This is a genomic window from Comamonas sp. (genome assembly GCF_036666375.1).
GTDB lineage: Bacteria > Pseudomonadota > Gammaproteobacteria > Burkholderiales > Burkholderiaceae_C > Comamonas.
In genome coordinates, this window is record NZ_JAVWWA010000008.1 from 1 (window position 1) to 18,672 (window position 18,672).

An 18,672-nucleotide genomic window follows, 5' to 3' on the forward strand; every position below is an offset into this window, starting at 1 on the left:
CGGCTGCCGCAGCACCGGCCTCGCCACGCACTGCAAAGACCAGCGGCCAGGTCTGCGCCGGGTCCTGCACGGCAACGCACTGCACTTCGAGCGTGCCGACTTCGGTCATCGTTGCCTGCAGCAGCACTTCGACCTGGGCGCGTTCGCGGCCCGGCGGCGCGGGCAGCACGGCCGTGAGCGGCGGCAGATGCACCAATTCCTGGCCCGCGAGATCGCGCACCTCGCCGGCCGCCACCGGGCCCGCCGCGGTCGATGCCAGCAGATGAAAGCGCACGGCCTGGCCCAGGCGCAGCGCAAACCGCTGGTCGGCCAGGCGCACCGCCATGCCCTCTTCGCTGCCCTGGGGCAGTATGCAGATCGCGCGCAGCCGGCTGTCGTCGCTATCCAGCCGCAGGAAATAGCTGCGCGCCGAGCCGCCGCCAATGCGCAGGCCGCGCGGCGCGGCCGCTGCGGCGGCGGGCCGGCCGCGCTGCGCGCGCTCCAGGCCATAGGCAACCGCGCCGCGCGCCACCGCCCAGTCGGGGTGTTCATTGATCAGCACGCGCAGCGGCGCGCCGCGCCATTGCGTGAGTTGCTCGAACACGCGCTGGGCAATTGCCGGGCTGTGGAACACCCCGCCGTTGAACAGCACGCTGTCGGGCACGCGCTGCGGTCCCAGCAGCGGCGCATGGGCATGCAGAAAAGCCGCGAGATGGCGCGTGATAGCCGCATCGGCAGGATAAGGCAGTCCCCAGGCCAGCAGGCCGGCCTGGCGCTGCTGCGGCCGCGCGTCGGCGGGCTGCAGCGGGAAAAAACCTTCGAGCAGCATCTGCTGCACGCGCTCGCGGCGCAGCTGCGCCGAGCGCGCGCCGCCCATCAGCTGCGCGCCGCTGCCCAGCAGCGTGACGGTGACGGCTTCGGGCGCATCGTCGGCAAGCAACTGCTCCTTGGCGACGCGGCAGCGCTGCACCAGCTGCGCAAAGCGCGCGGCCGACAGCCGCGGCTGGGGCGCGGCCATTTCGGCCTCAAGGCCATGGGCCAGCGCCAGATCCATGTTGTCGCCGCCTAGCATCAGGTGCGCGCCCACGCCGCGGCGCGCGAGTTCGGGCAGGCCGTCGCTGGCCTGCACCTGCACCAGGCTCAAATCGGTGGTGCCACCGCCGATATCGACGACCAGCAGCCATTCGGTGCCCTGCAGCGCCTCGCCCACCTGGGCCGACTGCATCAGCAGCCAGTCGTGCAGCGCGGCCTGCGGCTCCTCCAGCAGGCGCAGCGGCGGCAGGCCGGCGAGCTGCGCGGCTTCTAGCGTCAGCGCGCGTGCACCTTCGTCAAACGACGCCGGCACGGTGAGCACCAGTTCCTGCTGCGCCAGCGGTGCTTCGGGAAAGGCGTCATCCCAGGCCGCGCGCAGATGCGCGAGGTAGCTGGCACTGGCCTGCAGCGGCGAAATCTTGGCCACGCCTTCGGGCGCGCCCCAGGGCAATATGGGTGCCGCGCGATCCACGCCCGCATGCGACAGCCAGCTCTTGGCGCTGCTCACCAGCCGGCCCGGCACCTGGGCGCCCAGATCCTGGGCATAGCGGCCCAGCAGCGCGGGCGCGGCATCGCTGGCGAACAAGGCAGGCCAGGGCTGATTCCAGGTTTCTGGCGCGAGTTCGCCCGCACCCGCCTGGTAGCGCAGCGAAGGCAGCAGCGGGCCGGAGGCGATTTCCGCGCCCGAGATGCGCTGCGCGATCGGCAGCAGGGTGACCGGCGCGCTGCCGTCGGCCGGCGCATAGGCCAGCAGCGTATGGCTGGTGCCCAGGTCTATGCCGACGATGTAGGCGGCTGCGGACTGGGTCAATGCGCCCTCCTTTTAGACGGCGGCGCTGTCAGCGCGCACATCGAACTCGACTTTCCAGCGTTCCTCGCTGCCCAGCGGAACGGCATGCAACTCGAGCGTGCCGATATCGGTCACGCTCGCATGCAGTCGCACGGCGACGACTTCGCCGGGCGCGCGGCCCTGGGCGGGCAGCAGGATTTCAATTTCCTGCAGCTCGACCAGTTCCTCGGGCCCCCAGAACTCGAGCAGGCTGCCGACCTGATCGTTGCGGCGGGTCGACGAGCCGAAGAAGCGCAGCCGCACGGGCTCGCCCACGACCAGGCCGAACTCCTGCGCGTCGAGCGCGACTTCCGTGCCCTCTTCCATGCCGAAGGGCGCCAGGCACAGCGCCGACAGCGGTGGCTCCATGCCGGGAATGGCGGGCATGTTGGACTCGACGCCCACGTAGTACGACTGCGCCGCGCCGCCGCGGATGCGCACGCCGCGGCCCTGGCGTACATAGCCGAAATAGGCCGCACCGCGCGCCACCGCCAGATCGAGATCGGCACCGCCGAGCAGCCGCGCGGGCACCGCGCCTTCCGATGCCAGCCAGCCGTTGAGCACCGACAGCAGGCGTTCGGCAATCAGGCCCGACTTGAGCACGCCGCCGTTGAACAGCACGGCCGAAGGATGCAGGAAGCTCGCGCCTTCGGGCTGCGTGCCCTGCAGGCCTTCGATGGCTTCGGTGGCGCCGGCCTGGCGCGACAAAAAGGCCGCGAGGTGGCGCGTGACGGCCGCGTCCTGCGCATAGGGCAGGCCCAGCTGGGTCAGCGCGGCGCGCGCGCGCGTCAGCGGCTTGTCGCTCACGGCGACCTGCGGGAAGAAGCCGTCGACCAGGATCTGCGTGAGTTCGGCGCGCGTGACTTCGGTGCGCACCGAGCCGCCGATCAGCTTGGAGCCGCGGCTGGGAACGACCACGGGAACGCTGTCGAGCGCGGCGTCGCTGAGCAGCGCTTCCTTGGCCGCGCGGCAGGCATGGGCCAGGGCGCGCGTCTGCCAGGCATCGAGCTGGCGGCCTTCGGCAGCCAGCTTGCGCGCCACGCCATAGGCCAGCGCGAGATCCATGTTGTCGCCGCCCAGCAGGATGTGCTCGCCCACGGCCACGCGCTGCAGGCTCAGTTCGCCGGCGTTCTCGAGCACCGCCATCAGCGACAGATCGGTGGTGCCGCCGCCGACGTCGACCACCAGGATCACATCGCCGGGGCTGACCTGCTTGCGCCAGTCGCCCGCGCTGCCTTCGATCCAGCTGTAGAGCGCGGCCTGGGGTTCTTCGAGCAGCGTCAGCTGCTGGAAGCCCGCGGCGCGCGCGGCCTCGGCCGTGAGTTCGCGCGCTGCCGGGTCGAACGACGCGGGAATCGTCACCGTGATGTCCTGGGCGTCGAACGGCGCTTCCGGATGCGCCTGCTCCCAGGCCCAGCGCAGGTGCGACAGATAGCGTATCGAGGCCGTGAGCGGCGAGATGCGGTGCACTTCGGCGGGCGCGTCGGCCGGCAGCAGCGGCGCGCGCCGGTCCACGCCGGGATGGCACAGCCAGCTCTTGGCGCTGCTCACCAGCCGGATCGGCGTGGCCGCGCCGCGCGCACGCGCGAGTTCGCCAACGGCGAAGTCCTGCTGCGCCCCCCAGGGCAGGGCAAGATCGCCGGGAGCGAGTTCGCTTTCATGCGGCAGATAGAGAAACGAGGGCAGCAGCGGCTTGGCTTCGACCGCGGCCGGGCCCGTGAGCTGCGGAATGTCGAGCACGCCATGCACCACCTGGTCGCCGTCGCTGGCCTGCTGATCGACCCACGACAGCGCGCAATGCGTGGTGCCCAGGTCTATGCCTATGCTGTAGCGCGCGCCGCTCACAGTTCCACCTCGGCCTGGGCAATCACGCTGGCCGCCTTGGCGTCGGTCAGCTGGGGCAGGCGCGTGGCGCTCACGCGCCAGCCGCGGTGACCCAGCGTGCCGGTGAACGGCGCCTGGCCCACAACGTTGCCCGTGAGACGCACGGCCGCGGCGTCAAAGCCATCGGCCAGCGTCACGCGGCTGCCTTCGGCTTCGCTGCGCACCGGCTCGAGCGTGAAATGCTCGGCCAGCACCTTGCGGCAGCCGGCGTGCACCACGCGTGTCGCGGCGCCGATGTCGGCGTCGCTGTAGCCCGTGGTGTCTTCCTGCACGAAGTCGACAAAGCGCGCTTCGCGCTGCAGCAGGCCCAGCAGCTGCAGCGCGCTGGTATCGGCGGCAAGCACCGGCGCGACGGGCGCGGCAACGGGTGCAGCAACGGGCGCGGGGGCGGCAACGACCGGCGCAGGCGCGGCGGCCACCGGGGCGGGTGCGGGCATATCGGCGGCGAAGGCTTCGCCGGCACGCAGGCGCGCGACGTTGGCGGCGAAACGCGCATCGCCCAGGATGGCGAAGAAGCTGCTCATGGCAAGCGCAACGCGCGACAGGAAGGAGGGAGGAGTGGAGTTCATGTTCGGGTCTCTGCCATCATCAACGCGGTCGGCGCGCGCACGGGCCGACAACGGGCCCGCTCAGCACAGCACCTGACCGCAGGAGCTCGGGGCCCGGGGGCCGCGGCGTGAAAAGGGAGGGTCATGTTAACGAATCCGGGCGCAGGGCATGGGTCGAGGCGCCACGTGGCGCAGCGGTATATAGGTTTTTACACGGATGCGCGCCGGGCCCAGGACCCACGGGGAAATGGATGCGATGCGATAATTGCGCCACCTGATCACCATCTTTGCCATGCCCACCGCCTGCCCTTCTCCCGCCGAACACAGCCCTGCCCTGCAGCGCTGCGCGCTGGCGCATGGGCATCCCGGCGTTCCGACGGCCTTCATCAGCCTTTGCGGCTTTACGGCCCTGCTTTCCGCCGCCGTGCGGAAAGCTCAGGCCACGGCACAGGCCGACTGACTTCCCGCACGGCCCCACAGGGGCTTGCGCCGCAAGCTCCTTTGCATGGAGCACGCCAGGATTTTCAAAACCACCCGGGTTCTTTCCTGGCTGCACGTTGGCGCAGCGCTGCATGCACTGCGCGCCATTGATTGCGGACCGTCATGGAATTCTCCAAAGATTTTCTCAAAGCCAAGAGCCCCTGCGCCGCAGGGTTTCGCTGGTTCATTCGCCACCAGCACGAAGGCCGCGACTACCAGTTGCTGCTCGACAACCTGGTGCGCGACGGGCGCATCGAGGACGCATGCTGGCTGCTGTCGCAGTTCGGCCCCACCGACGCCGAACTGCACCTCGACCACCTTGAAGCCGAGGCCCTGGTGTTCGCGGGCAGCGTGATCGTCCACGGCGACGTGCGCGTCGCCGGCGTGCTGCGCGTGGGCCGCAGCCTGCAGGTGGGCGCAGGCATACGCGCCGCGCGCCTGGAAGCGGGTGAGGACATCCAGAGCGGCGGCGCGATCTTCTGCGGCGGTGCGCTGCAGGCCGGCGGCACCGTCAAGGCCGCGTGGAGCGTCGAGACCCAGGGCGACCTGGCCTGCGAAAAGCTGCGCACCGGCTGGGGCCTCGACTGCCAGGGCAATCTGACACTGAGCGGCGAAGCCCAGATCGGCCAGGAGCTGCTGGTCGCGGGCGATATCCGCTGCGCCAAGAGCCTGCGCAGCGGCGGCGCGCTGAGCGCGCAGGGCAATATCCACGCCAGCCACGGCATCGATGCCGGCGGCGACGTGCACTGCGGCAAGCACCTGCAGGCCGACTGGGGCATTCGCGCGCGCGGTGCGATCACCGCTGCGGGCGCGATCAAGGCCGGCGAGACACTGCAGGCCGAAAGCGATATCTGCGCCGGACCGGGCTATGGCGTGTATGCGGGACTGAGCGTGCAGATGGACGCCTGGGAAGACTGCGCGACCGTGCGCGCCGCGCGCAAGCCCGAAGGGCTGGTCAGCGGCCACTGGCAGGCACAGCACGCGGACCGCGCCGTGGCCTGAGCCGGGGCGTGCACGCAGAGCGAGTAGCATCGCTGCGGGCGCGGCCCTTGCCCGCGCCCGATCAGGAGTTTCTTGCATGCTTCGCCGTGATTTTTTTCTTCTGGCGTCCAGCGCCGCCGTCGCCACTTCGCTGCCCCGCTGGAGCTGGTCGACAACGCTGCGCCAACGCGATCTGTTTCCGCTGGGCGTCGCGAGCGGCTCGCCCACCGCCGACGGCTTCGTGCTCTGGACGCGCCTGCTCGACGGCCCGGTGCCGGGCACGGTTGCCGCCGACACGCCGCGCACACCGCTGCCACCCGCGCTGACCGTGCACTGGGAAATCGCCGAGGACGATGCCTTCAAGAATATCGTGCGCCGCGGAACGGCCCAGGCCCTCGAGGCGCTGGGCCATAGCGTGCATGTGGAAGTCACGGGGCTGCGGCCCGATCGCTGGTACTGGTACCGCTTCATGCACGGCGACGCCGTGACGCAGACCGCGCGCACGCGCACCGCGCCCCACATCCACGCCATGCCGGACAGGATGCGCTTTGCGTTCGTGTCCTGCCAGCGCTGGGAGCAGGGCCGCTATGCGGGCTACCAGCACATGCTCGACGAGGATCTGGACGCCGTGCTGTTTCTCGGCGACTACATCTACGAATACGCAATGCCGAAGAAGCCGCCCCACCCGGCGCTGGTGCGCACGCACACGCTGGCGGTCGCCAGAACGCTGCAGGACTACCGCGACCGTTACGCGCTGTACCGCACCGACGCGCAACTGCAGGCCGCGCACCGCGCCTGTCCGTGGATCGTGACCTGGGACGACCATGAAGTGCAGAACGACTACGCCGGTGTCGAAGGTCTGGGCGCGCAGGACGCGTTTCTCGCCATGCGCGGCCAGGGCTATCAGGCGTTCTACGAAAACATGCCGCTGCGCGCTTGCAGCCTCAGCCGCGGCATCGAAGGGCTTGGCACGGCCGACGGTGTGAAGGTCCACGACCGCCACGCCTGGGGCAGGCTGCTGCGCTTTCACCTGCTCGACACGCGCCAGTACAGCAGCGCCCAGCCCTGCCGGCCGCCTGGCCGCAATCCGCCCGATTCGGTCTCGCCCGAACACTGCGCCGAGATGCTGGACCCCGAGCGCTCGATGCTGGGCCTGGCCCAGGAGCGCTGGTTGGCCCAGGGACTGCGCCAGGATGCGAGCGCGCAGACCCGCTGGAGCGTGCTCGCGCAGCAGACCATGTTCTCGCGGCGCAACTACAAGCAGGCGCCCGCGCAAAGCTTCAACAGCAGCACCTGGGACGCCTACCCCGCAAGCCGCCAGCGCGTGTGCGATGCAATACGCACGAGCGCGGTGCGCAACGCCGTGGTCATCGGCGGCGACATCCACCAGAACTACGTGAGCCGCGTGCTCAGCGATTTCTCCGACCCGGAATCGAAGGTGATCGGCAGCGAATTCTGCGGCACGTCTTTGACGTCGCACAGCAAGACACCGCGCGCACGCGCCCAGGAAATCGCCGACAACAACCCGCACATCCTGCTCGCGCGCCCCGACAAGCGTGGCTATGCAGTGGCCGAAGTCACGCCCGAGCGCTGGACCACGAGCTTGCGTGTGCTCGATGACGTGGCACAGGCCGACAGCGCCGTCGCCACGCTCGCGCGCTTTGTCGTCAACGACCAGGTGCCCGGGCCAGAAATCGCCTGAGCACGCGGCCCGGCCAAGGGACAGGCCGGGGCCTTCCCATGCAAATTGCGCGGCCCGCGAGACGATTCAGCGCCTGGTGTTACCTACCGGGGAATAGCCCAACGTCACCTCGTTGCAATCGCCCTCGCGCCGATAGGAAAAGCGATCGGCCAGTCTGCGCACAAAATGCACGCCCAAGCCTCCAAGGTCCCGTTCTTCCAACGCAACATCCAGGTCTGGCGCAGGCAGACCGGTGGGATCGAACGCCGGACCCCGATCCCGAATCACGGCCTGCAGCGCATGCGGCGGCACGAACTCCACCGCCACCGATACCGGCCCCCCTTGGCCCCCATAGGCATGCATGGCGACGTTCGTCAGCAATTCGTCGAGCATCAGTGCGAACCTGGCCGTCAGCCCCGGGGGCAAATCAGCGGAATCGGCCCAAGCTTCCAGGCGTTCGAAAAATGCCGGCAGTTCCTGGACCGTGCCATGCAGATCACACCTCAAGGAAACGGGATTCTTCATAAGCGACCGTGGAGTCAGGGACTGTTGGATACGAGGTACGCAGGGCCTGCCAGCGGGCTTTGCGCTGCCGTCTGAATATTGTGACATGAGCACCTCCACACCACATCCCCCGTCCCGGGCCTTCGCAGCTCCCCTGCTCGAAGTCGGCGGCCTGTGGCTGCTGATCGTGCTCGGCGGCGTGCTGCTGATCGCCGGCCTGTTCGATCATTGGCGCCAGCAGGAACTGCAGACCCTGGAGCGCGTGCATATCGAACTCACACTGCGCGAAATCCAGGATGAAATCGAAGGCGAGCTGTCGCTGGGCAAGGAGCTGCAGCAGTACCCGCGCATCCAGGACCTGCTCGAGCGCTATCTGCGCAAGGACCCACAGCTCTACAGTCTGGACATACTGGACAAGAACGGCCGCACGCTGTTCAGCACGGACCGCGGCAGCGAGGGCGAACCCCTGCCGCCGCTGGCCCAGGCAGCGGCTCTGCAGGCAGCGGCAAGCCACCAGCCATGGAACGCCTTCATAGAGTCGACGCCGATGATGGGGCTCGATGTGCGCACCCCGTTTGGCGAGACCGCAGGCCATGTGAGCGCAACCTATGCCTCGCATGCGGCCGCTGGGCTTTCTGGCCCGATGGTGTCTGCGCCGCTGCTGCTCAGCTTGCTCGCCACGGCCCTGGCCGGCATGTTCGCAGTCTGGCTGGCCACGGGCCATCAGCGTCGGCTGCGGCACGCTCAGTTGCATGGCCGCATCGCCCAGATCGATGCGCAACTCGCGACCACGGACCAGCGGCTGGACGAGGGATCGCAACGGCTGGATGTCGTGGAGCGCATCGAATGATCCGCGCAAACGCCCGGCGCAGTGCGCGTGATTGGACCGCTGTGAAGCTGGGCTGCGCGGCCGCCCTGCTGCTGGCCTTGGCCACGGCCTTTCTGTCCCATGTCCATTACAGCCAGATGCAGGCGGCGCGCGCCCAGGCAGCGCAGACGCGCGCGCAATTGATGGCGCAATCCATAGGCCAGCGTCTGGCGCATGCCATCGCCGCCGGCATCCCTTTGCACGAGCTCGTGGGGGTGCCTGAGTTCCTCGACCGCTGGAGCCGCAGCCATCCCGAAGTCACGCGCATCGCGGTGCACGACATGGAAGGCCGGATGCTGTGGATCAACCATTCGCAGAGCACCCCGCCTTCCGAGTTCGGTGAGGGCAGCGCCGATGTCGCGCCCGCAGGCTTTGCGCTGGCGCGCGTCAGCCTGCAGCTGCAGGCCGACAGCCTGCACGGGGTGGCCGAGCGCCTGGCGCTGCTCATTCCCGCACTGCTGCTGTGCAGCGCGCTGGCCTATCTCGGCGCGCTCTTCGCCTGCGCCCAGGGTCCATGGCTGCGCAACCACGGCACGCGCCTGATCGCGCGCTGGGTGGCGCGTGGCGACTACCGCCAGCTGCTGGTACTGCCGCAACGCAAGCCGTTTGACCTGCGCGTGCAGGAAGTGGCGCATGGCATGCGCCGCGTGCACGAGCGCGTCACGCGCATGCGCTTGCTGATCGGCTCGCTGCGGCGCACCGAACCGCAGCAGCTGCGGCGCGATTACCTCGATCAGATCCTGCAGCAGGTCGAAGGGAAGGACCGTTTTGCCGACATGGATCTGGCCATTGTGCGGCTCGTCGCCGTCCAGGCCCAGTCGATGTGGATGGGACTGCTGCTGTGTCTTGGCGCGCTCGCGCCCTTGACCTACGCGTTGCGCGCGCTCGCGCAGAACAGCGACAGTCCGACCCCTTGGCAGCAGGCGCTGCCGGCCGCATGCCTGGGCCTGCTGGCGCTCGCTGCGGCCGCGGGCTGGACGCTGGCCGCGCGGCTGCGCATGACCACGCTCGCCCTGCTGATCCTGGGGCTGGCCGCGCTGCTGCCGGCGCCTTTGACGCTGCTGCTGGACAGCCCCCTGCACCCCGGCTGGATTGCCGCCTGGAATGGCGGCTTCGCGGGCGCCGCGATGGCGGCCTGCACCTGTACCCAGGGCCACCCCGACACGCATCGCTTCTTCACCCATGTCCAGCCCCGCATTCCCGGTGCCGCGCTGCTCGCCTGGTGGGTGGGGCTGCTGTGGCTCGCGCCCGCGCTGGGCTATTACGCCCATGCGGCACTTCCCTCTGCCTGGGCCGTGGCGACGCTGCTGCTGCCTATGGTCTGCGGACTGTTTTTCGCCGCGCGCTGGGATGTGGCGCACAGCCCCTGGCGGATGCGCATGGCGGCCACGGCGCGCGCTGGCGAAGCCCCGTGGCGCTGGAACGTATTGGGCCTTGCCGCGGGTCTGGTCGCCGGTCCCGTGCTGCAGGGTCTTGCACTGTCCGGCACGAACGCGCCCGCGGCCCTGCTGCAGCAATGCGCGCTGGGCCTTGGACTGGCCCTGGTCTGGGCTCGACGCGAAGGGAGCCGGCCGCGCCCGCACGCACCCACTCGGCGCACGCCGCGGCACCTGCAGGCCGCGGCCCTGGTCGGCTTGATCGCGCTGACCCTGCCGCTGGTCACCGGCGCGGCAAGCCCCGGGCCCGGCAACTTCGAATGGCTGCTGCCTGTGCTGCAAGGACTGCCATTGGGATGGCTGCTGGGCCAGGGACTGACCCGGGCCGCGCAGGCCCCTCAGGGTGCAGTCGGCGCGCGGATGTGGGTGGGCGCAGCGCTGGGCGCCGGGTTGAGCGCCGTTGCCATCCTGTCCGGCCTGCAAGGCGGGCTGCCCGTTCTGGCCTTGCTGCTGCTGGCCCGGGCCGGCGTGGCACATCCCAAAGACAACCATGTCGCTTAGATCCCGAATTTTCTGCGCACTAATGCTGGGCATTGCCTGCCTGGGTCTGCTGTGCGCGGCATTGGTCTGGCAAACCCAGGCCTACGCCCAGCAACAGCAGGGGCGGCTGCTGTTGCAGACACTGACCCACGCCTGGGAACAATGGCAGGCACAGCAGATGGACGCGCTGCAGCGCGCCGCGCAGCAACTGACCGACGCCCCGCGGCACGGGCTCGAACAACGCATGCATGCGCTGGCGAAAGGCCGTCCCGGCCTGCGCATCGACCTGTTTGACGAGAATGCACAAAGGCTGGCCACCACCGCCGCAAGCGCCGATTCCGAGCCGCTGCCCGATCCGGCAGCACTGCCCGCGCAGGGTCTGCACGCCCTGTCTGCACGCACCTACAGCTGGCTATGGCGTACCCGCGCAGGCCCGCATGTGCTGGTGCTGAGCCAGGATGCGGTCGCGGTCCTGCCCGCGCTAGCACAACGGCTCGAGGGTCCATTCCACCTTCTCAACATGCGCGGCAATCCTGCGGCCGGCGCACCGGCGCCCGGCGCTTCGGCGGCCGGCATTGCAGAAAGACGCATGTCGGCCGACGAGCAATTTTTCGCCCAGGTCGTGGTGCCGGTGCGCCACGCACAGGTGCTGACGCTGGCTGCCGGCGATGCGCGGCTCGCGCGGCAGCCCGCACTGCAGCTGGTCAGCCAGCCCCTGACCGGAGCCGGCGGCAGCGTGATCGGCACCCTGGTCTGGAGCCGGCCCATTTCCGCCGACGCACAGCAGCAGCGCCAGTTCGCCCGGCGCCTGGCCATGCAGGCAGGTGCGCTGCTGCTGCTGGTCAGCGCCGGACTTTTCTTGTTCCTGCGGCACGCGCTCGATCCGCTGACGCGCAATGTGCAGGTGCTGGAATCGCTGGCCCGGGGCCAGACCGACATTGCGCTGCATGCGGGCGAAGACGATGCGCAAGATGAGTCGGGCAGCGTCGCCCGCGGCGTGCTGCAAATACGCTCCGAGCTGCTGAGCCTGGAGACGCTGCGCCAGGAGCGCGTGCGCACGCGGCGCCAGCAGGAGCGCCTGATCCGCGACCAATTGCGCAGCCTCGCCGAAAACCTGGACCCCACATCGCGCGAGGAAATCCTGCTGGCCCTGGGAACGCAGGCCGTGGCCACTGCATCGACAATGAACGAAGCGCCGAATGGGCTCGCCGACCTGGCCGGCATTCTGGGCCGGATGTCGGGCCTGGTCAGCACCCAGCAGAGCCGCCTGCTCAAGCTGCTGCGCGAAGTGCAGGCCTCGGTCCAGACACAGGCGATGCTGGCCAGCCTGCAACAGGAGCTGGAAATCGCGCGCGAGATGCAGCTGTCGATTCTTCCGCGCCAGACGCCGAGTCGGCCCGAGATCGAGATCGCCGCGACGATGATTGCGGCCAAGGAAATCGGCGGCGACTTCTACGACTACTTCGCCATCGACGACGATCATCTGGCCATCGTGATCGCCGACGTGTCGGGCAAGGGCGTTCCCGCGGCGTTCTTCATGGCCATCTCGCGCACCCTGCTCAAGAGCAACGGACTTTTCCTGCGCACGCCGGGCGCGACCATCGCCGCGCTCAACGACCAGTTGTGCACCGAGAACGACCAGATGATGTTCGTCACGGTGTTCTATGCAGTGCTGCAGCTGTCCAGCGGGCAGCTGACGTACGTGAACGCCGGCCACAACCCGCCGGTGCTGATGCAGCAGGGCAAGGCACAGTTTTTCCCCAGGGGCAGGAACATGGGACTGGCCGTGCTCGCCGGCCAGCACTACCAGGAAGGCGCGCTGCAGCTGTCGCCGGGCGACAGTCTGCTGCTCTACACCGATGGCGTCACCGAAGCCACCGACGCACAGAACATGCTGTTCGGCGATCCGCGCCTGCTGCGGGTGGTGCAGTCGTTCAAGCCCCGGCCCGATCAGCGCGGGCCCGCGCGGCAACTGACCGAGCACATCGTCGCGCAAGTGCGGCGCTTCGAAGCCGGCGCGGCCCAGGCCGACGACATCACGGTCGTGACGCTGACCTACAAGGGCCAGGCGCCAGGAACCGGCGTCAACGCCGCGCCAACCTCCGCTGTTTCCTTTCCGCTGTTGCCAGGAGTTCCATGAAACCCCGTACCGTGCTTTTCCGCATGCTGCGCCTTGGGCTGTGCCTGGGGCTCGCGCTGGGCAGCGCTGCCCGCGCCCAGGCGCCTGCGCAGCCCGCGTCCTTCACCATCGTGATGGTGCTGCCGCACGCGGCGCAAAGCACCGAAGCCGGTTTTCGCAGCTACCTGCAGCGCGAAAATGTCGCGGCGCGCTACATCGAAGTCCGCTATTCGGGCGACAGGCTGGAGGAACCGGTACTTCGCCAGCAGGTCGCGGCACTGGGCCCCGACCTGGTCTACGCCCTGGGCTCGCCCACGGCCCTGGCGCTCGCCGGCCGCCACGACGAAAGCAACGCCGCCAACCCGCTGCGCCACACGCCCATCGTTTTCACGGAAGTCGCCGACCCGGTCGGTGTCGGCCTGCTGCGCAATCCGCAGCGGCCCGAGCGCAATATCACGGGCGTGAGCCATATCGCGCCGCTGGACCTGCAGTTCAACGCCATTCAAGCCTATCGGCCGTTTCACCGCATCGGCTATCTGCACAACCCGGACGAGCCCAACTCGTCGATCATTCTGCGCGACCTGCAGGCATTTGCCCGGCGCCAGGGCCTGGAGGTGATCGATGCCAGCCTCGGGACCGGTGCCGACCCGGCACAGATCGCGCGAAAGGTGGCCGAGATCGCAGCGCGCGGCGCCGAACTGCTTTACGTGGGCCCGGTCGCCCTGCTCGCGTTCACACACCGCGACGCAGTCATGGAGGCCGCGCTGCGCCAGCGGCTGCCGACGTTCTGCACCACGGAAAGCATAGTGCGACGTTCGGGCTGCCTGTTCGGACTGTTTTCCAACGACACCAACGTCGGGCGCTTCGCGGGGTCGATGGCGCGCCAGATACTGCTGGAGAAAAAGCCCGTCAGCGCGATTCCCGCATCGACGCTGCAGCGCTTTTCACTGCTGGTGAACCTTCCCACGGCGCAGACGCTGGACCTGTATCCGCCGATGCTGCTGCTGAATGTGGCGGAGGTGGTGACCGCAACGTCGCCGACGCGGCGCTGAGCCTGCCGGCTCAGGCAGACTTGGCAATCACATCCTTTATCACATCCGCGACGACCTTGAACACGGTGGTCTGGGTCTGCGCGAAGATGGACCACTCCTGCATTTGCGCCTGCATGTTCAACATCTGGCCGGTGGAGGGGTTGTCGCCGAGGGAGCTCAACGTCGCCTTCAGCATGGCTTCGCGGCTGGCCGTGGCCTGGCCGACGACGTTGCCGACATAGCTTAACGAAAAGTCTTGGTTGATTGATCCGGCCATGGTCTAGTTCCTTTCTTGTCCCGGGTACGGGAAGCGGTTGCCTGCAGGAGGCGGGGGGGGCGAAAAATGGGTGAGCACTTCGTGCGCGGCGAGACCGGCATCGAGCAGCGCCGCGAGCTCGCGGTAGCGGTCAGGCGCCACGCCGGCAGCCATGCTGGCGCGCGTGCGCTGCTGCAGCTCGGCCAGCTGCCCCAGCGTCTCTTCACGCGCCTGCGCCGCTTGCGCGCCACGCAGGCGCTCTTCGAGCGGGCTCAAGGCTTCAGGCCGCAGCGTTTGCATGGTGTCGGGCAATAACAATTTCATCGGTTTATCTCCACCCGTTTCGGGCCGTCAAACACCAGGTGATCGGGCGCGATGGCCGCCAGCCGCCAGCCGGCGCGCGCCGCGCCTGGTTGCAGCTTGGCACCATCGGCGAGCACCACATAGGGCGCGGCGCCGCCCACCACGCTGCGCACGGCGAACGGCAAGCCGGCCTCGGAGAAACTGAGCCGGCGCGCCGCGCCGGGCTCCTTGACGAGCTGCGTCCTGAGCAGAAAAGGAACATCGCTCAACGGCGTCTGCGCCTGCGCCAGCGCACGCTCGAGCTGCGGGCGTTGCGACGCAGTGACTTCCACGGTCAGCACCAGTTGTTCGCCATCCCACAGGGCCTCGGTGGCCGTCAGGCCTTGCGCGCCCAGCCAGCGCAACACTTCAGGGCCTTGCAGCGCCGCGACGCGCAGGCCGTCGATGATCTCTATGCCTTCGGGCGCACGCGCGCGCAACTGCGCCAGCGTCTGCTGCTGCATGTCGGCGGTGACCACCACGCCGCGCACCTGCACCTTGCCCGCCCCCATGGGCGCGAAGCGCAGGCTCAGGCCCTGCGCCGATCCCACATCCGTCAATGCATCGAACACTTCCTGCGCCGTGCGCACCGCGAGCCGTGGCAGCGGGCGCAGGCTGGACAGGGCTTGCGCCAGGCGGTCGAACTGTTCTGCGCTGTCGACCCAGCCGCTGACCGTGACCCCTCCCTGGGCGTTGGCAACCACCCGCATGCGCAGCGCCGGATCAGCGAGCGCGATCGCCATGGTCGCTTCCTTGACGGCCTTTTCCCTGGCCTGCGGCGACAGTTGCAACGGCGCAGCGCCCTCGCCGGCCGCATCGGTAGGCGCGGAGGCCGGCGCATGGCGCCAAACGGCCCAGCCCGTGCCCAGCAGCGCCAGCGCCAGCACGCCGACCGCAGCCAATGGCCGCAGGCGCCGCAGCTGCAGCCTGGCGGGCAAGGCCACGGCGGCGGCCGGCGCTGCCTGTTCTTCGGCCGGTTCCAGATCCGGGCCGGCATGCGCCGAAGGGGCTTGCACCGCCGCCGGCGCCGGCGGTTCCCAGGGCAGATGGGCCGCGCAGATCGTGGCCTGCACCTGCCCGAGCAACGCGGCCGCCCCCAGCGCAAAGCCGGTCGCCATGGCCTGGCCCGGCGCCTGCACGAACCAGCGTCCGTCCTGCCAGGACAGCTGCAGCGACATGTCGGCGTCCAGCCCGCAATCGCTGAGCAACACATCACAATCCCCCACGCCGCCGACCCGCAGCCGCTCGTCGGTGGCGATGTCCAGGCGCGCGCCCTGGTGGCAACCGGACAGGATGCGAAGCTCCATGCACGCCAGCGCATCTGCGGCCATGGCAGGCGCACCGCAGTGGGCGTCATGGTGCCTCATGCATACCCCGCGTGCAGGCGGCCGGGCCACAAGCAATATCGGCGTGCGCCACGCATTAAGCTACCCAACCCGATGCGCACTACATACAATCGATTCGCGTAGGGGTTCAATAAATCATCACCATTGAATTGGTTAAGCGCATGAATATCGAGATCGAGCACCGCGACGACATCCTCATCATCCGCCCCTTGGGCCGGCTCGACAGCAGCAGCTCCCCCGAGCTCGAGCAACTGCTGACCGAGCAACTCGATGCGGGCTGCCAGCGCCTGGTTCTCGATTTCTCGGGGCTGAGCTACATCAGCTCCGCAGGCCTGCGCGTCGTGCTGCTGGCGGGCAAGAAACTGCGTGCCAGCCAGGGCAAGATCGTGCTGGCCGCGCTGCAGGACATGGTGCACGACGTCTTCGACATGAGCGGATTTCTCACGCTGTTCGCCGTGGCCCGCACCCTGGACGAAGGGCTGGCCCAGGTCTGAGGCGCGCGCCGCCGGCCATGTCGGGGCGGTCTTCACAGGTCCACCCTTGCCAGCGGCTGAATGTTGATTTCCTGCGTGAGTTCCTGGTAGGACAGCACGGGCAGCTCGTACAGGTCCTGCTCGATCATCTTGCGCATGTAGCGGCGGATATCCATCGAGGTCAGCAACACGGGCCGCTGCTGGCTTGCACCGATGTCGCCCACAGTCTTCTTGATGTTCTCCACGAGCGCCTTGCTCACCTCCGGATCCAGCGCGAGATAGCTGCCCGCCGATGTCTGCCGGATTGCGCCGCGCACCGCATCCTCGACCGCCGGCGCGAGCAGATAGGCCGGCAGCACGTTGTGCCCGCTCGAGTATTTGTTGCTGATGTGGCGCTTGAGCGTGGAGCGCACGTATTCGGTCAGCAGCACGGAGTCCTTTTCCTTTTGCCCCCACTCGATCAGCGACTCGAGAATGGCGCGCAGATTGCGCACCGAGATGTCCTCGGAGACCAGGCGCTGCAGGATTTCGGCGATCTTCTGGATAGGCAGCACGCGCGTAGATTCCTTGACCAGGTCCGGAAAGCGGCCCTCCATCGCGCTGAGCAGAAAGCGCGTCTCCTGGATGCCGATGAAGTCGGCCGAATATTTCTTCAGCACAAAGGCCAGGTGATAGGTCAGCACCTTGCTGGTGTCCATGAATCCGATGCCGGCGCGCGTCAGCGTGTCGCGCAGCGTGTCTCTGACCCACAGCGTGGGAATGTGCGGCAGGAAGGGGCTATCGCTTTCGTAGGGAATCTGCAGGGCATTCAAGTTGACTTGGGTTTCGCGCACCAACAGGTAGCCGGGGCGCAAACGCCCCTGCGACACCGGTACTTCGGACAGCAGCAGGGTGTAGCTCTCGGCGGCCAGCGCCTTGTTGAAACGCAGCTGTATGCCCGGAAACGGCACGCCCAGATCGAAGTACAGCGCGCGCCGAATCTTCAGCAGTTCCTCGTTGAGCACCTCGGAATCGAAGCTGGTCTGCAGGTCCGCGGCCACGTCCATCAGCAGCGGCACCGTGGGCGCGAACTCGTCGCTTCCATCGTTCTTGGGCTTGGGCTTCTTGTCGCCCGCGGCCAGCATCGCCGGCACCTCGGTCACCGCGCCGGTCTTGGCGTCAACCACACGGCGCATGCCGCGCATCGTGACGAAACCTATGCCGCCGACGACCACCGCCAGCACCAGGAACACCGGCAGCGGCATGCCCGGAATCATCCCCATGCCCAGCGCGACGGCCGCCGCGATCAGCAACGCGCGCGGCTGGGCCAGCACCTGCGAACCTATGTCCTTGCCGACGTTCGACGGCCCGTCGCCGGTCTGCACGCGCGTGACGATCATGCCCGCGCAGATGGCGATGAACAGCGCGGGAATCTGCGCAATCAGGCCGTCGCCTATGGTCAGCACCGAATAGACCTTGGCCGCGTCGGCAGCCGTCATGCCGCGCTGCATGGTGCCGACGATGATGCCGCCGAGCAGGTTGACGGCGACGATGATCAGGCCCGCAATCGCATCGCCCTTGACGAACTTCATCGCGCCATCCATTGCGCCATAGAGCTGGCTTTCCTTCTCCACGATGGCGCGGCGGCGCTTGGCCTCCTCCATGTCGATGGTGCCGGCGCGCATGTCGCCGTCGATGGACATCTGCTTGCCGGGCATGGCATCGAGCGAGAAGCGCGCCGCGACTTCGGCCACGCGCTCGGCGCCCTTGGTGATCACCACGAACTGCACGATGGTCAGGATCAGGAACACCACCAGCCCGACCACCAGATTGCCGCCGACGACGAAATTGCCGAAGGTATCGATGATGTGGCCCGCATCGCCCTGCAGCAGGATCAGCCGCGTGGTGGCAATCGAGATGCCCAGCCGGAACAGCGTCGTGACCAGCAGCACCGACGGAAACGACGAAAACGCCAGCGGCGAGGGCAGATACATGGCCACCATCAGCAAGATCGCCGAGATCGTCATGTTGATGCCGATCAACGTGTCGACCAGCCACGTCGGCAGCGGCAGGATCATCATGAAGATGACCGCGACGAGGAAGAAGGCCAGGATCAGGTCATTGCGGCTGGTGGCCAGCTGGACCACGCGCTGCAAGCGGGAAAAGGCGACAGACTGCGACATCAGAGGACCATTCAAGATTCAGGCGGATGCCGCCAACATGGAGAGATGCGCGCGCATCGCGCTGGCGGCTTCGGCGGACTGCTCCAGCGCCTGCAGGGCCTGGGCCCTGACCAGATGGAAGGTCGCGTCCATCGCACCCAGCAGCGCCAGGCGCTCCAGCGTCTGCAGGGCCTGGGTGGGCTTGGCCGCCCGCACCTGCGCCAACGCCAGCGACAGCAGCACGCGCGGGTCGTCGGGCACC

16 protein-coding genes and 1 pseudogene are annotated in these 18,672 nt (G+C 68.4%); 8 read left to right on the plus strand and 9 right to left on the minus strand.

What is annotated here, in order from left to right; genetic code table 11:
• From RR928_RS03020 to RR928_RS03030, 3 genes are all read right to left on the minus strand, one after another.
• Window positions 1-1,822, minus strand: a 1,822-nt coding sequence (locus tag RR928_RS03020) for an Hsp70 family protein (RefSeq protein ID WP_332681473.1), incomplete at its 3' end; no start/stop codon positions are given.
• Window positions 1,823-1,834: 12 nt separating this feature from the next.
• On the minus strand, window positions 1,835-3,685 hold the full coding sequence (locus RR928_RS03025) for an Hsp70 family protein (protein WP_332533935.1): 1,851 nt from the start codon (window positions 3,683-3,685) through the stop codon (window positions 1,835-1,837).
• Window positions 3,682-4,293, minus strand: a complete 612-nt coding sequence (locus RR928_RS03030; protein WP_332533934.1) for a DUF2760 domain-containing protein — start codon at window positions 4,291-4,293, stop codon at window positions 3,682-3,684. The genes RR928_RS03025 and RR928_RS03030 overlap by 4 nt, the downstream gene beginning before the upstream one ends.
• Before the next feature lie 244 nt (window positions 4,294-4,537).
• Between RR928_RS03030 and RR928_RS03035 the strand changes: the two genes are divergently transcribed.
• The 3 genes from RR928_RS03035 (at window position 4,538) to RR928_RS03045 (ending at window position 7,435) form a co-directional block, all read left to right on the plus strand.
• Entirely contained in the window at window positions 4,538-4,732 is a 195-nt protein-coding gene (locus RR928_RS03035; protein WP_332533933.1) for a hypothetical protein, read from the plus strand.
• A 143-nt stretch (window positions 4,733-4,875) separates the two neighbouring features.
• Window positions 4,876-5,754, plus strand: coding sequence for a hypothetical protein (locus tag RR928_RS03040; RefSeq protein ID WP_332681474.1), 879 nt, complete (start codon window positions 4,876-4,878; stop codon window positions 5,752-5,754).
• Between the two features lie 76 nt (window positions 5,755-5,830).
• Window positions 5,831-7,435, plus strand: coding sequence for an alkaline phosphatase D family protein (locus tag RR928_RS03045; RefSeq protein ID WP_332548360.1), 1,605 nt, complete (start codon window positions 5,831-5,833; stop codon window positions 7,433-7,435).
• A gap of 66 nt (window positions 7,436-7,501) precedes the next feature.
• Here RR928_RS03045 and RR928_RS03050 read toward each other — a convergent pair whose 3' ends face one another.
• A complete protein-coding gene (locus RR928_RS03050) occupies window positions 7,502-7,939 on the minus strand; it encodes an ATP-binding protein (protein WP_332533930.1) in 438 nt (145 codons plus the stop codon).
• Window positions 7,940-8,024: 85 nt separating this feature from the next.
• On the opposite strand from RR928_RS03050, the gene RR928_RS03055 reads away from it, so the two are divergent.
• The 4 genes from RR928_RS03055 to RR928_RS03070 are packed head-to-tail and all read left to right on the plus strand — an operon-like array spanning window position 8,025 to window position 13,873.
• Window positions 8,025-8,768: a PDC sensor domain-containing protein gene (locus RR928_RS03055; RefSeq protein ID WP_332533929.1), complete on the plus strand. Its 744-nt coding sequence runs from the start codon at window positions 8,025-8,027 to the stop codon at window positions 8,766-8,768.
• Window positions 8,765-10,723 carry a hypothetical protein gene (locus RR928_RS03060; RefSeq protein WP_332681476.1) on the plus strand — a complete coding sequence of 653 codons (1,959 nt, stop codon included), beginning with the start codon at window positions 8,765-8,767 and terminating at the stop codon, window positions 10,721-10,723. Before RR928_RS03055 ends, RR928_RS03060 begins: the two co-directional genes overlap by 4 nt.
• Window positions 10,713-12,842, plus strand: a complete 2,130-nt coding sequence (locus RR928_RS03065) for a PP2C family protein-serine/threonine phosphatase (protein ID WP_332681478.1) — start codon at window positions 10,713-10,715, stop codon at window positions 12,840-12,842. The genes RR928_RS03060 and RR928_RS03065 overlap by 11 nt, the downstream gene beginning before the upstream one ends.
• Window positions 12,839-13,873: an ABC transporter substrate-binding protein gene (locus tag RR928_RS03070; protein ID WP_332533926.1), complete on the plus strand. Its 1,035-nt coding sequence runs from the start codon at window positions 12,839-12,841 to the stop codon at window positions 13,871-13,873. The genes RR928_RS03065 and RR928_RS03070 overlap by 4 nt, the downstream gene beginning before the upstream one ends.
• Before the next feature lie 10 nt (window positions 13,874-13,883).
• Here the strand turns inward: RR928_RS03070 and RR928_RS03075 are convergent, their stop codons facing one another.
• The 3 genes from RR928_RS03075 to sctD are packed head-to-tail and all read right to left on the minus strand — an operon-like array spanning window position 13,884 to window position 15,757.
• Entirely contained in the window at window positions 13,884-14,129 is a 246-nt protein-coding gene (locus RR928_RS03075) for an EscF/YscF/HrpA family type III secretion system needle major subunit (RefSeq protein WP_332533925.1), read from the minus strand.
• Between the two features lie 3 nt (window positions 14,130-14,132).
• The gene (locus tag RR928_RS03080) at window positions 14,133-14,432 is read right to left on the minus strand and encodes a hypothetical protein (protein ID WP_332533924.1); all 300 of its coding nucleotides are present in this window, start codon (window positions 14,430-14,432) and stop codon (window positions 14,133-14,135) included.
• Complete coding sequence (gene sctD / locus RR928_RS03085) at window positions 14,429-15,757, minus strand: type III secretion system inner membrane ring subunit SctD (protein WP_332681481.1); 1,329 nt, start codon at window positions 15,755-15,757, stop codon at window positions 14,429-14,431. The genes RR928_RS03080 and sctD overlap by 4 nt, the downstream gene beginning before the upstream one ends.
• A gap of 200 nt (window positions 15,758-15,957) precedes the next feature.
• Between sctD and RR928_RS03090 the strand changes: the two genes are divergently transcribed.
• Window positions 15,958-16,290: an STAS domain-containing protein gene (locus tag RR928_RS03090; RefSeq protein WP_332533922.1), complete on the plus strand. Its 333-nt coding sequence runs from the start codon at window positions 15,958-15,960 to the stop codon at window positions 16,288-16,290.
• A gap of 32 nt (window positions 16,291-16,322) precedes the next feature.
• Here the strand turns inward: RR928_RS03090 and sctV are convergent, their stop codons facing one another.
• Both sctV and RR928_RS03100 read right to left on the minus strand, forming a co-directional pair.
• Entirely contained in the window at window positions 16,323-18,431 is a 2,109-nt protein-coding gene (sctV, locus tag RR928_RS03095) for a type III secretion system export apparatus subunit SctV (RefSeq protein ID WP_332533921.1), read from the minus strand.
• An 18-nt stretch (window positions 18,432-18,449) separates the two neighbouring features.
• Window positions 18,450-18,672: pseudogene (locus RR928_RS03100) on the minus strand (hypothetical protein); the annotation flags it as partial.

Excerpts from the sequence above, each read along its gene's own strand:
- RR928_RS03030 (WP_332533934.1), bottom strand. The coding sequence starts at position 4,293 with ATGAACTCCACTCCTCCCTCCTTCCTGTCGCGCGTTGCGCTTGCCATG.
- RR928_RS03040 (WP_332681474.1), top strand. The coding sequence starts at position 4,876 with ATGGAATTCTCCAAAGATTTTCTCAAAGCCAAGAGCCCCTGCGCCGCA.
- RR928_RS03045 (WP_332548360.1), top strand. The coding sequence starts at position 5,831 with ATGCTTCGCCGTGATTTTTTTCTTCTGGCGTCCAGCGCCGCCGTCGCC.
- RR928_RS03050 (WP_332533930.1), bottom strand. The coding sequence starts at position 7,939 with ATGAAGAATCCCGTTTCCTTGAGGTGTGATCTGCATGGCACGGTCCAG.
- RR928_RS03055 (WP_332533929.1), top strand. The coding sequence starts at position 8,025 with ATGAGCACCTCCACACCACATCCCCCGTCCCGGGCCTTCGCAGCTCCC.
- RR928_RS03060 (WP_332681476.1), top strand. The coding sequence starts at position 8,765 with ATGATCCGCGCAAACGCCCGGCGCAGTGCGCGTGATTGGACCGCTGTG.
- RR928_RS03065 (WP_332681478.1), top strand. The coding sequence starts at position 10,713 with ATGTCGCTTAGATCCCGAATTTTCTGCGCACTAATGCTGGGCATTGCC.
- RR928_RS03070 (WP_332533926.1), top strand. The coding sequence starts at position 12,839 with ATGAAACCCCGTACCGTGCTTTTCCGCATGCTGCGCCTTGGGCTGTGC.
- RR928_RS03075 (WP_332533925.1), bottom strand. The coding sequence starts at position 14,129 with ATGGCCGGATCAATCAACCAAGACTTTTCGTTAAGCTATGTCGGCAAC.
- RR928_RS03080 (WP_332533924.1), bottom strand. The coding sequence starts at position 14,432 with ATGAAATTGTTATTGCCCGACACCATGCAAACGCTGCGGCCTGAAGCC.
- sctD (WP_332681481.1), bottom strand. The coding sequence starts at position 15,757 with ATGGAGCTTCGCATCCTGTCCGGTTGCCACCAGGGCGCGCGCCTGGAC.
- RR928_RS03090 (WP_332533922.1), top strand. The coding sequence starts at position 15,958 with ATGAATATCGAGATCGAGCACCGCGACGACATCCTCATCATCCGCCCC.
- sctV (WP_332533921.1), bottom strand. The coding sequence starts at position 18,431 with ATGTCGCAGTCTGTCGCCTTTTCCCGCTTGCAGCGCGTGGTCCAGCTG.